The following is a 14571-nucleotide window of genomic DNA, read 5'->3' on the forward strand; positions in this document are numbered from 1 at the left end:
GTTATGAAAATCCACCCCCCTGATTTTCATAACCCTCACCCCGCCATACCCCTGCGCGACAACCCTTACCCCTGTACGAAAATTACTTTCACCTCGTTTGAAAATCGTGTTCCGAAATGTTTTAAGAGTTTCACAAAACTTTCGACGTGACCCTTTCGAGGAGTACCGCATGACCCTGTCCTTCGGCTATTGGCTGCTGGTGTATGCCGCCATCGCGATCATTGCGCTGATCGTGCTGATCGCCCGTTATCGACTCAATCCCTTCATTGTCATCACTCTGGTTTCCATCGGCCTGGCGCTGGTCGCAGGCATGCCGGCGTCCGGTGTGGTCGGCGCGTATGAGGCGGGTGTCGGCAAGACGCTGGGGCACATCGCTCTGGTGGTGGCGCTGGGGACGATGCTCGGCAAGATGATGGCCGAGTCCGGTGGCGCCGAGCAGGTGGCGCGGACACTGATCGACCGGTTCGGCGAGCGCAACGCGCACTGGGCGATGGTCTGCATCGCTTTCCTGGTCGGGTTGCCGTTGTTCTTCGAAGTCGGTTTCGTGCTGCTGGTGCCGATCGCCTTCACCGTGGCGCGGCGGGTCGGCGTGTCGATCCTGATGGTCGGCCTGCCGATGGTCGCCGGGTTATCGGTGGTCCATGCGCTGGTGCCGCCGCACCCGGCGGCGATGCTGGCAGTGCAGGCCTATCAGGCGTCGGTGGGGCAGACGTTGCTCTACGCGATTGTCATCGGCATCCCCACGGCGATCATCGCCGGCCCCGTGTACGCCAGATTCATCGTGCCGCGTATTCAGTTGCCGAGCGAAAACCCGCTGGAGCGCCAATTCCTCGACCGCGAGCCACGTGCCCGGCTGCCCGGTTTCGGCATCACCATGGCGACGATTCTGTTGCCGGTGGTGCTGATGCTGATCGGCGGCTGGGCCAACCTCCTTTCTACCCCGGGCAGCGGTTTCAACCAGTTCCTGCTGTTCATCGGCAACTCGGTGATCGCGCTGCTGCTGGCCACCTTGCTGAGCTTCTGGACCCTGGGCATCGCCCAGGGCTTCAGCCGCGAATCGATCCTCAAATTCACCAGCGAATGCCTGGCGCCGACCGCCAGCATCACCTTGCTGGTCGGCGCCGGCGGTGGCTTGAACCGAATCCTGGTGGACGCCGGCGTCACCGACCAGATTGTCAGCCTGGCCCATGAATTTCACCTGTCGCCGTTGATCATGGGCTGGCTGTTCGCGGCGTTGATGCGCATCGCCACAGGCTCGGCGACCGTGGCCATGACCACCGCGTCGGGGGTCGTCGCGCCGGTGGCGATCGGCCTGGGTTACCCGCATCCGGAACTGCTGGTGCTGGCGACTGGCGCCGGCTCGGTGATTTTTTCCCACGTCAACGACGGTGGCTTCTGGTTGATCAAGGAATACTTCAACATGAGCGTGGCCCAGACGTTCAAGACCTGGACCGTGCTCGAGACCATCATTTCGTTGGTCGCCTTCGGTCTGACCGTGGGGCTTTCCTACCTGATTTAACCGGAGCCGTTCGTCATGGACATCCTTTATCAGATCCGCGCCCGTCAGGATTCCTTCAGTGCCGGCGAGGGGCGTATCGCCCGCCTGCTGCTCGACGACGTCGGATTTGCCTCGGCGGCCAGCCTCGATGAGCTGGCGCAGAGGGCGGAAGTCAGCACCGCGACCCTGTCGCGTTTTGCCCGCTCGGTGGGCTGCCGTGACTTGCGCGACCTGCGCCTGCAACTGGCCCAGGCCAGCGGCGTCGGCAGCCGGTTCCTCGACCCGGCCGGCACGCCGGAGCAATCGGCGTTCTACCGGCAGATCGTCGGCGACATCGAGTCGACCCTGCATCAGCACCTGTCGGCCTTCGACGAGTCGCGCTTCGCCGATGCGGTGAAACTGCTGGGCAAGGCGCGGATGATTCATGCGTTCGGCATGGGCGGCTGTTCGACCCTGTGCAGCGATGAACTGCAGGTGCGGCTGGTGCGTTTTGGCTACCCGGTGGCGGTCTGTCACGACCCGGTGATGATGCGCATCACCGCCGCCGGACTCGATGCCGGGCACGCAGTGATTGCCTGTTCGCTGACCGGCATTACCCCTGAACTGCTCGAAGCGGTGGAACTGGCGAGCAGCTACGGCGCACGGATTCTGGCCATCACCCGCGCCGACTCGCCGCTGGCGCAATTGGCCGATGTGTTGCTGCCGCTGCAAGGGGTGGAAACCTCGTTCATCTACAAACCGACGGCCGCCCGCTACGGCATGCTGCTGGCCATCGATGTGCTCGCCACCGAGCTGGCGCTGGTCAATCCTGAAGACAATCAAGAACGTCTGCGGCGGATCAAACTCGCCCTGGACGATTACCGTGGCGGCGACGATCACCTGCCGCTGGGAGACTGACATGAAGTACGACACGCTGATCCGCAATGCCCTGGTCATCGACGGCAACAATGTGCCGGGCTTTCGCGCCGACGTGGCCATTCTGGACGGCCGCATCGCGCGTATCGGCGACTTGCACGCGGACACTGCCAACGAAGACATCGACGCTGCCGGGCGTGTGCTGGCGCCGGGCTTCATCGACGTGCACACCCACGACGACACGGTGGTCATCCGTCAACCGCAGATGCTGCCCAAGCTCAGCCAGGGTGTGACCACGGTGATCGTCGGCAACTGCGGGATCAGCGCGTCGCCGGTGAACCTGAAGGGCGACCCGCCGGACCCGATGAACCTGCTGGGCAGTGCCGCCGCGTTCGTTTATCCCACCTTCGCAGATTACCGTGCGGCCGTCGAAGCGGCGAACACCACGCTGAACGTCGCGGCGCTGGTCGGGCACACGGCATTGCGCAGCAACCATCTCGACGACCTGTTTCGCACCGCCACGGCGGCTGAAATCAGCGCCATGCGCGAGCAGTTGCGGGACAGTCTTGCAGCCGGTGCCCTCGGTCTATCCACCGGCCTGGCCTACGCCAGCGCCTTCTCGGCCTCCACCGCTGAAGTGATGCAACTGACCGAAGAGCTGACGGCATTTGGCGCGGTGTACACCACCCACCTGCGCAGCGAGTTCGAGCCGGTGCTGGAGGCCATGGACGAGGCGTTCCAGATCGGCCGCCATGCGCAGTCACCGGTGATCATTTCCCACCTCAAGTGCGCGGGCGCCGGCAACTGGGGACGCAGCCCGCAACTGTTGGCGCGTCTGGAAGACGCCGCGAAAACCCACGCCGTGGGCTGCGATTGTTATCCCTACGCGGCCAGCTCTTCGACCCTGGACCTCAAGCAGGTCACCGATGCCCACCGCATCACCATCACCTGGTCGACGCCGCACCCGGAGCAGGGTGGTCGTGACCTGATGGACATCGCCGCCGAGTGGGGCGTTACGCTGTTGGAGGCCGCCCGCCAACTGCAACCGGCCGGGGCGGTGTACTACGGGATGGACGAAGCGGACGTGCGCAGAATCCTCGCGCATCCGCTGTCGATGGTCGGCTCCGACGGCTTGCCGGAAGACCCCTTTCCGCACCCGCGCCTGTGGGGGGCGTTCCCTCGGGTGCTCGGGCATTTCAGCCGCGACGTCGGACTGTTTCCCCTGCACACCGCCGTGCACAAGATGACCGGGTTGTCGGCGGCGCGGTTCGGCCTGAAGCAGCGCGGTGTCATCCGGGAAGGCCACTGGGCGGACCTGGTGTTGTTCGACCCGGCAACCGTTCGCGATGTCGCGGACTTCAATGATCCGCAACGGGCGGCCGAGGGCATCGACGGGGTGTGGGTCAACGGGGTGTTGAGTTACTGCGACGGGCAGGCCAACGGCAAACGGGAAGGGCGATTTCTGGCGCGGGAAGGGGATTTGCGTGACGGGTTCCTGTAAGGTTTCCGAGACCTGGGTCACAGTGATGGCACATTGCAATTAAAGAATGCTGGCCTGGAGCCGAAGTGCTGAGACTGGCCCTACAACAATCAAGGCCTTATCAGTCAGGGAGCAACGCAATGAGCTTCGGCAAAACCACCCCGATCCTGCGGATTTTCGACGAAAGCAAGGCCGTGGAGTTCTACGTCGATTTCCTGGGTTTCAAGATCGACTGGCAGCATCGCTTCGAGCCGAATTTCCCGCTGTACCTGCAAGTTTCCCGTGGCGAATGCGTGCTGCACCTCTCGGAGCATCACGGCGACAGCACGCCGGGTTCGGCACTGCGCATCGAGACCGATGAGCTGGAAGCGTTCCAGCAGCAATTGCTGGCCAGGGAATACAAGTTTTCGCACCCGCAGATCCAGGCGATGCCATGGGGGAGCCAGGACATGACCATTCTTGATCCGTTTGGTAATCGGTTGGTGTTCACCAACGCCATCAGCGTTTAGGACACTAACGAATGTGGGAGCGAGCCTGCTCGCGATAGCGTCAGTTCAATCAACATCGAGTTGAATGACCGTCCGCTATCGCGAGCAGGCTCGCTCCCACAGGTTCTGCGCGATTCTTACACCCGGAAGTGGCTGACCATTTCCTGCAACTGACCACCCAGACGCGCCAGCTCGACGCTGGATTTGGCGGTTTCATCGCTGGCGGCGGCGGTCTGTTCCGACACGTCGCGCACGTTGATGATGCTGCGGCTGATCTCTTCGGCCACGGCGCTCTGCTGCTCGGCAGCGGCGGCGATCTGCTGGTTCATCGACTGGATGTTGGACACCGTGCGGGTGATGTTGTCCAGGGATTCGCCGGCCTTGCGGGTCAGGGCCACGCTGCTGTCGGTCAGGGTGCGGCTGTTGTTCATCACCGTCGACACTTGCTGCGTGCCGTTCTGCAGGGCGGCCACCAGGCCTTCGATTTCCTCGGTGGACTTCTGCGTGCGCTGGGCCAGGCCCCGGACCTCGTCGGCCACCACGGCAAAACCACGGCCGGCTTCACCGGCACGCGCCGCTTCAATCGCCGCGTTGAGGGCCAGCAGGTTGGTCTGCTCGGCCACAGCCTTGATCACGTCCATGACGCTGCCGATCTTGTCGCTTTCCTGTTGCAGCACGCTCATCGCTTCAGTGGAACGCACCACTTCGCTGGCCAGGCGTTCGATCTGGGCAATGGCCTCGTTGACCACCTTGTCGCCTTCGCGTGCTTCGCCATCGGCTGCTGCGGCGGCTTGCGAGGCCTCTTCGGCATTGCGCGCGACTTCCTGCACAGTCGCAGTCATCTCGTGCATGGCGGTGGCCACCTGATCGGTCTCGATCTTCTGGCTGTTCACACCGGCGCTGGTCTGACTGGTCACGGCGGACAACTCTTCGGCCGCGCTGGCGATCTGGGTGACGCCGTCGCGGATACCGCTGATCAGGTTGCGCAGGGTCACACCCATGCGGGCGATGCCCTGTTGCAACACGCCGAGCTCGTCGCGGCGCGTCACCTTGACGTCGTGGGACAGGTCACCACCGGCGATGCGTTCGACCACGGCCAGGGTATCGCGCAGTGGGCCGGTGATCTGACGGGTGATGATCACGGCGGCAATCACGCCCACCAGCAGGGCCAGCAGCGTGCTGATCAGTTGCAGGGTGCGCGCCTGGGCGCTTTCGGCGTCGCGGCGATCAAGCTGGATCTGGTACAGCTGCTCGCTGAGGCTGACGATCGTGTTGCCCTGATCGGTCATTTCCTTGCGGGCCTGCACCACATCGTTGTTGGTGACTTTGTAGGCGAGCACCGCGGTGCGGTAGTCGGTCAACGCTTTTTCCAGCTTGCGCAGGGCGTCCTGCTGAGTGGTCGCGAAATGCTTGTTGAGCAGTTCCAGGCTGCCCACGGCCGCGTTGAGCTGGTTGGCAGCTTTCTGCTCGGTCTCGGCGTTGACGGCGGCGGTGTAACCGCGCACTTCGTAGCGCGCCAGGATGAAGGCTTCCTTGGCGGCGGTGATGGCCTGGAATTGCTCGAAGCGCTCATCGCTCAACGGCATCTGCTGCACTTCGGCGATGATGGCATTGATCAGCGAGTGCGCCGTTTGTGCGTTGGCGGTCATGACTTCGCGCGCCGAGTTGCCGGCTCGGTAGGCACCGCGCATTTTTTCCAGGGACACCCGGTAAGCGGCGATGAGCGAGGCTTGCTCGTTGAGCAGCTTGAGGTTTTCCGGGCTCTTGAATTTATCCAGCACGGCTTTCTGTTGCGCAGCAAACGCATCGAGGTTGACCTGCACGTTCTGCGCGGTGGTTTCGTCGCCGTTGGCCAGCATGTATTGCAGGCGGGCCACGCGCAGCTTGGTCAGGCTGGCGTTGAGCTGCGTGATGTCACTCATCCAGTTGCTGCGGTCGATCAGGCTGCCCATGCTCGTCCAGCCCGTCAGGGCCAGGACGCCGGTCAGTAGCAGAACCAGGCCAAAGCCCAGGCCCAGTTTCATGTTCATGCTGATGTTGCCGAACCAGCTATTCATCAAATTCCTCCAGGAACGTTTGCGCTGTAGTCGTCGGTTGGCTGGAAGATTGTTGTTTTTCGTAGCCAAAAAATGTGTAGCAGGCCTGTATCGGCAGCAAGTGCTGGAGCTGAAAGGTTTTGTCGGCGGAATCTGTAACAACGTTTGAGGCGGGCGGCAGCAGCGGTTCTGGGCGCATACCGGCGGGTGCAGTGTCGGGCTTGTTGCGAGGACGCCCGCACACGGCAGAAGGCGCGTTTTGCGGACAAAAAAAAGCCCGCGGGAGGGCGGGCAAACCGTAGTTTCTTGAATGAGCGAGGGCAATGTACCGCTTGGTAGGCGGCGGTGGGGTGAAGAAAAATTTAACTGTGGCGCAACTTCAGCCTCTGGATGCCAGCGCTACATTCAATTAATCGATACATCGTTTCAGTGCTTGTGATCGACTATGCTGGTTGCCTGCCATACATTACGGGGCAGGAGATTTAGATCGTCAAATTAATGGCGATCAATCGTCAATGCGGTGACTATGGAGTCATACAGACAAACTATTGACAGTTTGCGCCTCGTCTACCATCATCTGCGCCGCTCGTATGGCATACCGCCATAAAGTCGTCATTCTCAAAAGTTACTTTGAACCTTTAAAATCTCGTTGATGTCACATCGCCCATACCGAAGGGCTAAGTGCCATCAACCTGGTGACCTGTCCCATGGGCCACTGTTTTACGGACGTTTCATTCGCAGTGTCCGATTGAATCTTCAGGAAGAAACTTCATGCTTGATGGACGAATACTGGTTACCGGCGGCGCGGGATTCATTGGTTCGCACCTGGTAGAAGCATTGCTGGGCAAGGGCTGCAAGGTTCGCGTTCTGGACAACCTGTCGACCGGGAAGGTCGGCAACCTGCCGGTTGGCAATGCCAACCTGAACCTCGTGGTCGGCGATGTCGCGGACAGTGTCGTGGTCGAGCAGGCCATGCGTGACTGCACCGCGGTCGTGCACTTGGCCGCCGTGGCCTCGGTCCAGGCGTCGGTGGATGATCCGGTCGCCACCCATCAAAGCAATTTCGTCGGCACCCTCAATGTGTGCGAGCACATGGCCAAGGCCGGGATCAAGCGCGTGGTGTTCGCTTCCAGCGCGGCCATCTACGGCAACAATGGCGAAGGCACGGCCATTGACGAAGACACGCCCAAATCTCCGTTGACGCCCTATGCCGCCGACAAGCTGGCCAGCGAGTATTACCTGGACTTCTATCGCCGCGAGCATGGCCTGGAACCGGTGATCCTGCGTTTCTTCAACATCTTCGGTCCGCGTCAGGACCCGTCCTCGCCGTACTCCGGCGTGATCAGCATCTTCACCGAGCGCGCCATGGCCGGTAAACCGGTGGCCATTTTTGGCGACGGCGAACAAACCCGTGACTTCGTTTACGTTCAGGACCTTGTCAGTATTCTCGTACAGGCCGTGGAAGCAAACGAACCGCGCCCCGGTGCGGTGAATGTCGGGCTCAGTCGCTCCACCAGCCTCAACGACCTGATCGCCGAACTGGGTAACGCCACCGGCACGGCGTTGACGGTGAGCTACCAGGCGGCGCGGCAAGGCGACATACGCCACTCGCGCGCTGACAACACTCGTCTGCTGGAGCGCTTCACGCTCCCTGCACCGACCTCCATTGGCGATGGTTTGGCGCAATTGCTGCGCAGCTTGTAAAGCCTGCCCGCCCAGAGTTCAGACGTCCGAGCAGTATCAGTTCAGTCATTCAAGAGTGGATTATGGAAATCGTTTTTCGCAGGCCGCGCGTCCGCGCGGTGGCCAAGCGGCTGTTTGCTGCTCTGGCGCTTTTCGCCAGCGGACCCTCTGTCCAGGCATCAACCTTGCCGCAACCGGCCAGCGTGGCGTTCTGGTACGCCGACCAACCGCCGCTGTCCGAGCTGGCGCAGTTCGACTGGTCGGTGGTCGAGCCGGGGCACATGACGTCCGGCGACGTCAAAACCCTTCGTGAGCTGGGCAGTCATCCCTTCGCCTACGTGTCCATCGGCGAGTTCGACGGCAACAAGGCTGAAATCGACAAGGCCGGACTGCGCAAGGCGATCAGCCCGGTGCGTAACGACTCCTGGAACAGTCAGGTCATGGACCTGACCGCGCCGGCCTGGCGCGAACACCTGCTCGGTCGCGCCAAGGCCTTGCAGGCGCAGGGTTATGACGGGCTGTTTCTCGACACCCTCGACAGCTTCCAGTTGTTGCCGGAAGGCTCCCGGGAAGCGCAGCGCCAGGCGCTGGCCAGCCTGCTGCGCGAAATGCACAAGCGTCAGCCCACGCTGAAACTGTTCTTCAACCGTGGTTTCGAAGTGCTGCCGGAGCTGGACGGTGTCGCGTCTGCTGTGGCCTTCGAATCCCTGTATGCCGGTTGGGATGCCGCTGCCAAGCGTTATCGCCCGGTGCCGGAAGCCGACCGCCAGTGGCTGCTGGGCCAACTGCAGCCGCTGCGTGCCAAAGGCATTCCGCTGGTGGCCATCGACTACCTGCCGCCGGAGCGCCGCGACGAAGCGCGCAAGCTGGCCAAGCGCTTGCGCGATGAAGGTTTCATTCCCTTCATCAGCACGCCGGAGCTGGATTCGATCGGCCTGAGCAACATCGAAGTGCAGCCGCGCCGCATTGCCTTCGTCTACGACGAGCGCGAAGGCGCGCTGGAAGACAACGGCGGGCACACCGTGCTCGGTGGCCTGCTCGAATACCTGGGCTATCGCGTCGACTACATTCCCGCCAGCAGCGCCATGCCGGGTTACCGGTTCAGTGGTTTGTACGCCGGTGTCGTCACCTGGATGACCAGTGGTCCACCGCAGGACGCCCCGGCCTTCAACCGCTGGATCACCGCACGCCTGGATGAACAGGTGCCCGTGGTGTTTTTCAGCGGCCTTCCGGTCGAGGACAAGTTGCTGCTCAAGCGCATGGGCCTCAAGCGCGAAGCACCCCCGGGCGTGCAGCCGCTGACCATCACCCACCAGGACAAGGCGCTGATCGGCGCCTTCGAAGCGCCGGTGCAGCCACGCTCCCGTGACCTGACGGCGGTTTCGGTATTGCCCAACGGACCCAAGCCGGTGTTGTCGTTGACCAACGCCAGTGGCGAGGTGTTCACCCCGGTCGTCACCGCCAAGTGGGGCGGTCTGGCGCTCGCACCTTATCTGCTGGAGGCGAACAACGAGCGCAGTCGCTGGATCATCGATCCACTCGCGTTCCTGCAAACCAGCCTGCAACTACCTGAGCAACCGCGCCCGGACACCACCACCGAAAACGGTCGGCGAGTCGCCACCGTGCACATCGATGGCGACGGTTTCCCTTCCCGCGCCGAAGTACGGGGTACGCCTTACGCCGGGCGTCATACCCTGGACGATTACATCAAGCCCAACCCGTTCCTGACCTCGGTGTCGATCGTCGAGGGTGAGATTTCACCGCGCGGCATGTTCCCGCACCTGGCCCGCGAACTGGAGCCTATTGCCCGCGAAATTTTCGCCAACCCGAAAGTCGAAGTGGCCACGCACACCTTCAGCCACCCGTTTTTCATGCAGCCGGACAAAGCGCTCAAGCGCGAAAATTTTCACCCCGAATACGGCATGAACATGGCCATTCCGGGCTACGGCAAGATCGATTTTCGCCGGGAGATTTTCGGCTCGCGCGACTACATCAACCAGAACCTCACCACCCCGGAAAAACCGGTGAAGATGGTGTTCTGGCCAGGTGATGCGCTGCCTTCGGCCTCGACCCTGAAGCTGGCGTATGACGCCGGGCTGAAAAACGTCAACGGCGCAGAAACCATGATGACCAAGGCCAACCCATCGCTGACGGGGTTAAACCCCTTGCTGCGCCCCACCGAAGGCGGCTTGCAGTATTACGCGCCGGTCATCAATGAGAACCTGTTCACCAACCTGTGGAAAGGCCCGTACTACGGTTTCCGCGAAGTGATCGACACCTTCGAATTGACCGACAGCCCGCGTCGCCTGCGTGGCTTGCACCTCTATTACCATTTCTACTCCAGCACCAAGCAGGCCTCGATCAAGGCCATGCACGAGATCTACGGTTTCATGCGCGACCAGCATCCACTGTCGCTGTGGATGAGTGATTACATCGATCGTCTGCACGGCCTGTACCAGGCCAGCCTGGCGCGTACCGCCGACGGTGCCTGGCAGATTCGCGGGATGGACGCCTTGCGCACCGTGCGCCTGGACCCGCAAATGGGTTGGCCGGACCTGCTGCGCTCGCAAGGCATCGCCGGCGTGCGCGACTTGCCGCAAGGGCGCTACGTGCACTTGAGCAGTGATCGCGCCTTGCTGGTCCTGCGTCCCGACCGCGACGAACGCCCCGCGCTGGAGGAAGCCAACCTGCCGCTGGTGGAGTGGCAGTACCTGGATGACAAGCGCGTGAGCTTCGGGTTCGCCGGCCAGTTCGATCTGACCTTCTCCGTGCGCTCGTCCACAGCGTGCCGGGTCGAAGTCGACGGGCAGCGTTTTGCAGGCAAGGCGGCGGCCGGCCTGTGGACTTTCCAATTATCCATGAAGCAGGTGAGTCATGCTCAACTCGTCTGCAACTAATTCGCCGTCCGGCAACAAGCCGGATAAAAACAAACGCCTGCTCAATCCCTGGGCCCTGGGCGTGGTGGCCGTGGCCGTGGGTGGCCTGTTATGGGCGACCTTCCAGCGCGAAGAAACTTTCCAGCCCGATGGTCGCGAGCCGGACGCCGTTTCCGCCAACTACGCCGAGCTGTTGCTGGCGGCGCACCCGGACGACGATCGCCTGCGCCTGCAACTGATCGACCTGCTGATGCGTCTCGGTGAGCTGGACAAGGCCCGGCAGTATCTGGAAGCGTGGCCGACACCGCAGCCCGAAACCCAGGCGTATTACCGTGTCGAACTCGACGCACGGGCTGCCGCTGTCGCCAACGACCTGATTGCACAACGCGCCCTGGTGGAGCGGCTGGGCAGTTTCGATCACCGCAAGCTGCCTGTGCCCTTGTTGCAGAATCTGGCCAAGCTGGCGCTGGAGCTGCAGGCGCCGGTGTATGCCGCGACGGTCTTCGAAGAGATTGCCGAGCGTGATCCGGCGCTGCGCGAGCAATCGTTGAAGTCCGCCGCGCAGTGGCACATGGCAGGCGAGGAACCGAGCCGGGCCGCCGATATCTACCTGCAATTGCTGCGCAGCGCCGAGCCGGGGGAGCGCCGTGAGTACGCGCAACTGGCGTTCGACAGCCTGCTGTCTGCCGGTCGCGACGACCAGGCCGCGCAGGTGCTGTCCGACGCGTTGCCGCTGCTCGACAACCCGCAAACCGACGCCCCCTGGTTGCAACAGGGTGTGGACGTGGCGGTGGCCACCAAGCGTTTCGAGCTGGCGCAGCGCCTGCTCGATCAATGGCGCACCTTGCAGCCGGACAACCCGCTGATCGCGCCGAAGGAATTCCACGTGCGCCTGGCCATTGGTGACCTGGCGGGCGCCTGGGAAACCGGCCAGCAGTTGGCCGATGAGGACATGAACGATCCGGCGTTGCTCGAACAGATGGCGCACCTGGGTGAGTGGCGTGGCGAGCCTGCGGCGGCGCTCGGTTACTGGATTCGCCTGTTGGCGATCCAGGAGAAACCCGAGACCCGCGAGCATGCCTGGCGTCTGGCGAGCCAGCAGTTCGACTTCGATCGCTCGATTCCGTTGCTGGCCGAGATCATGCAGCAGCGTGCGCTCACCGACGTCGAACTCGATGCGCTGATCTACGGCCACGAATCGCGCGGCACGCCGGAGCAGGCCGAAGCCTGGTTGCATGCCTACCTGCGCAAGTATCCGTCGCACCGCCTGGCGTGGACGCGCTTGCTGCAGAACCTGGAAAACACCGGGCAGTTTGCAGCCAAGGCCGAAGTGTTCGAAGCCTACGACAAACGCTTCAAGCTGACCTCCGCCGAGCAGGTGGACTGGGCGAACACCTACCTCAAGATGTTCGATAACCAGGCCGCGTGGAGTGTGGTGCAGGCGGCTGACGACTCCATCAAGGATCCCGAGTACTGGCACACCCGTGCGTCACTCGCCTGGGAGCTGGAGCGTGACGAAGACTTGCGCGTGTCCCTGGAAAAACTGCTGACCCTCAACGGCAAGCTCACCAGCGGCGACGAGAGCCAGTTGATTACCCTGTACCGCGTCGAAAACCCGCAGCGCGCCCTGGCCCTCATGATTGCCAGCTGGGAGCGTGGCCGCGATCCGCAGCGTCTGGTCGAGGCCTTGCAGCAGGCTCAGGAGCTTGGCGAATGGCCGCAAGTGATTGCGCTGCTGGACGATGCCAAGCAATTCCCCGACGCCTATGAGCAATCCCAGGTATTGGCCGTGCGCGCCGCCTTGGCCGCCCAGCAGGGCCAGCCAGCCGAAGCCGAGCGCCTGTACCTGTTGGGGTTGTCGAAGTTTCCGGACGACAACGTGTTCCGCGAGCGCCTGATGTGGCTGTACGTCGATCAGCTCGACTCGGCCAAACTCAAGCCGTTGCTCAGCCAGTGGCGAGCGCGGGCCCGTGAGGATCGCCTGTTGTGGTTGCCGTTTGCCAGTGCCAGTCAGTTGCTCGGTCGCGACAGCGAAGCCCTGGCCTGGTACCGCATGTACCTCAAGGGCAGCCCGAATGACTGGCTGGTGCGTTCGGCGTACGCCGACGCCCTGGACAGCGCCGGTTACCAGGACGCCGCCCAACGCTTGCGCCTGCAGCTGTTGCGCAGCCCGGAAGTGGAAAACATTCAGCCAACTTCCCAGCGCTACGCGGTCTGGTTGCGCCTGATGGCCAGCAGCTTTTCGCCACGCAAGGCGCAGCAGGAAGTGCTGCGCTGGAAGGACGGTTCGCCTGCCATGCTGCAGTTGTGGTTCGAACGTTTGCTGGCGCGACTCGACGCCGCGAATCAGGAAGCGCAGAAGGACCAGTGGTTGAAATGGGCGCGCAGCCAGGGCTTGAAAGTCGATCGCTACGAGCAGATCCAGGAAGCGCTGCGCAGCCGCAACAAGGCGCACGTCGAAGCCCTGCTGGCCAGCAGCGACCTGAACCCGGCCCAACGCGCCCAGGCCCTCACGCGCCTGGGACGTCTGGGTGAAGCGCTCGACACCAGCCTGTCGGCACTGGGGGACGATCAGCCGATGGCGGTGCGCGAACAACTGCGCCGTCAGGCCGTGGAAATCCATGAAACGACGCCTCAGGGTGCGTTGCTCTCCTGGCAGAAACAGGACTTTGGCGGCCTGGACTTCAACGCGCCGACCCTGCAGATTGCGCACAACCTGGGCGACAACTGGTACGCCAACCTGGAACTGGAGCAGGGCAAGTATCGGGGCGATGACATCGAATCCTCGCGCATCGGTGAGGAGCGCAATGCCGCCCTGACCCTGCAACGCTCGGTGGAGAATGGCAGCTACAAACTGTTCGCCGACACCAGCCAGCGCAGCGACGATGACCGCAATGGCCTGGGCCTGTCCCGGACCTGGCGCCTGAGCAGCAGCGATGAACTCGAGCTGGGTGTCGACTGGCATCGCAAGAGCGAGGACAGCGGCCTGATGCGCGCCTTCGGTCGCCACGACGGCGTCTGGGTGGGTGGCCGTCACGGCCTCACCGCTCGCGACCAGTTGAGCTGGGAAGTGGCGCAGAAATCATTCTCCACCCGGGCGGGCGACGATCTGGGCAATGGCCAGGCGTTGCGCATGGAGTTTCTGCACACGCTGGAATTCGCCGGGCCGAACTGGACCGTGCGCAGCGGGGTCGACTATCAGCACAATCGGGTCAAGGATCGTCCGCTGGATTACCTGTCGACCGATTTTGGCGGGCCGGTGAAGGTGCCGGTGCAGGCGCCTGCCCCCGTCGTGCTCGATCCCGACACCGGCCTGCCGGAACCTGCGGACCCGGTCGAGTTGCAAACCATCAACGGTGGCGACTTGCTGCAAAGCCGCTACGGCCAACTCTACGTCGGCAGTTCCTGGCGTCGCGGCATACCGGGTTCACTGGTGCGCACCAAGCCGCAATACACCTGGCTGGTGGACGTGACGGCGGGCTGGCAATGGCTGGACCAAACTTTCAACTACGGCCTCAACACCGGCATCGGTTTTGAAGTGCTGGGTGATGACGAACTGGCCCTGACCTTCGGTTACCAATCCGCGCCACAAGGCGGGGACGGTCAATCGGGCGGAACACTGGGTGTGAGCTACGGCGTGCGGTTCGGGCGCTGA

General features: G+C 62.9%; 8 protein-coding genes and 1 pseudogene. 7 read left to right on the forward strand and 2 right to left on the reverse strand.

The window, feature by feature from the left end:
* The first annotated feature begins 169 nt into the window (after nucleotides 1-169).
* The 4 genes from QIW53_RS16800 (at nucleotide 170) to QIW53_RS16815 (ending at nucleotide 4342) form a co-directional block, all read left to right on the forward strand.
* Nucleotides 170-1519, forward strand: coding sequence for a GntT/GntP/DsdX family permease (locus QIW53_RS16800; protein ID WP_371050712.1), 1350 nt, complete (start codon nucleotides 170-172; stop codon nucleotides 1517-1519).
* Nucleotides 1520-1534: 15 nt separating this feature from the next.
* On the forward strand, nucleotides 1535-2395 hold the full coding sequence (locus tag QIW53_RS16805) for a MurR/RpiR family transcriptional regulator (protein ID WP_371050714.1): 861 nt from the start codon (nucleotides 1535-1537) through the stop codon (nucleotides 2393-2395).
* A 1-nt stretch (nucleotide 2396) separates the two neighbouring features.
* Entirely contained in the window at nucleotides 2397-3854 is a 1458-nt protein-coding gene (locus QIW53_RS16810) for a D-aminoacylase (protein WP_371050716.1), read from the forward strand.
* A 119-nt stretch (nucleotides 3855-3973) separates the two neighbouring features.
* Nucleotides 3974-4342 (forward strand): glyoxalase superfamily protein, encoded by a 369-nt coding sequence (locus QIW53_RS16815; RefSeq protein ID WP_371050717.1) that lies wholly within the window; start codon nucleotides 3974-3976, stop codon nucleotides 4340-4342.
* 116 nt (nucleotides 4343-4458) lie between these two features.
* Here the strand turns inward: QIW53_RS16815 and QIW53_RS16820 are convergent, their stop codons facing one another.
* Nucleotides 4459-5322, reverse strand: coding sequence for a methyl-accepting chemotaxis protein (locus QIW53_RS16820; protein WP_371050813.1), 864 nt, complete (start codon nucleotides 5320-5322; stop codon nucleotides 4459-4461).
* A pseudogene (locus QIW53_RS16825) lies at nucleotides 5317-6378 on the reverse strand (methyl-accepting chemotaxis protein); the annotation flags it as partial. The pseudogene QIW53_RS16825 and the gene QIW53_RS16820, both read right to left, overlap by 6 nt.
* 750 nt (nucleotides 6379-7128) lie before the next feature.
* Between QIW53_RS16825 and QIW53_RS16830 the strand changes: the two are divergent.
* The 3 genes from QIW53_RS16830 (at nucleotide 7129) to QIW53_RS16840 (ending at nucleotide 14571) form a co-directional block, all read left to right on the forward strand.
* Complete coding sequence (locus QIW53_RS16830; protein ID WP_371050718.1) at nucleotides 7129-8061, forward strand: NAD-dependent epimerase/dehydratase family protein; 933 nt, start codon at nucleotides 7129-7131, stop codon at nucleotides 8059-8061.
* 62 nt (nucleotides 8062-8123) lie between these two features.
* The gene (locus QIW53_RS16835) at nucleotides 8124-10937 is read left to right on the forward strand and encodes a bifunctional glycoside hydrolase 114/ polysaccharide deacetylase family protein (RefSeq protein ID WP_371050719.1); all 2814 of its coding nucleotides are present in this window, start codon (nucleotides 8124-8126) and stop codon (nucleotides 10935-10937) included.
* Nucleotides 10915-14571 carry a tetratricopeptide repeat protein gene (locus tag QIW53_RS16840; protein ID WP_371050721.1) on the forward strand — a complete coding sequence of 1219 codons (3657 nt, stop codon included), beginning with the start codon at nucleotides 10915-10917 and terminating at the stop codon, nucleotides 14569-14571. The genes QIW53_RS16835 and QIW53_RS16840 overlap by 23 nt, the downstream gene beginning before the upstream one ends.

This window comes from Pseudomonas fluorescens (assembly GCF_041354075.1).
In the GTDB taxonomy this organism is placed as follows: domain Bacteria; phylum Pseudomonadota; class Gammaproteobacteria; order Pseudomonadales; family Pseudomonadaceae; genus Aquipseudomonas; species Aquipseudomonas fluorescens_CE.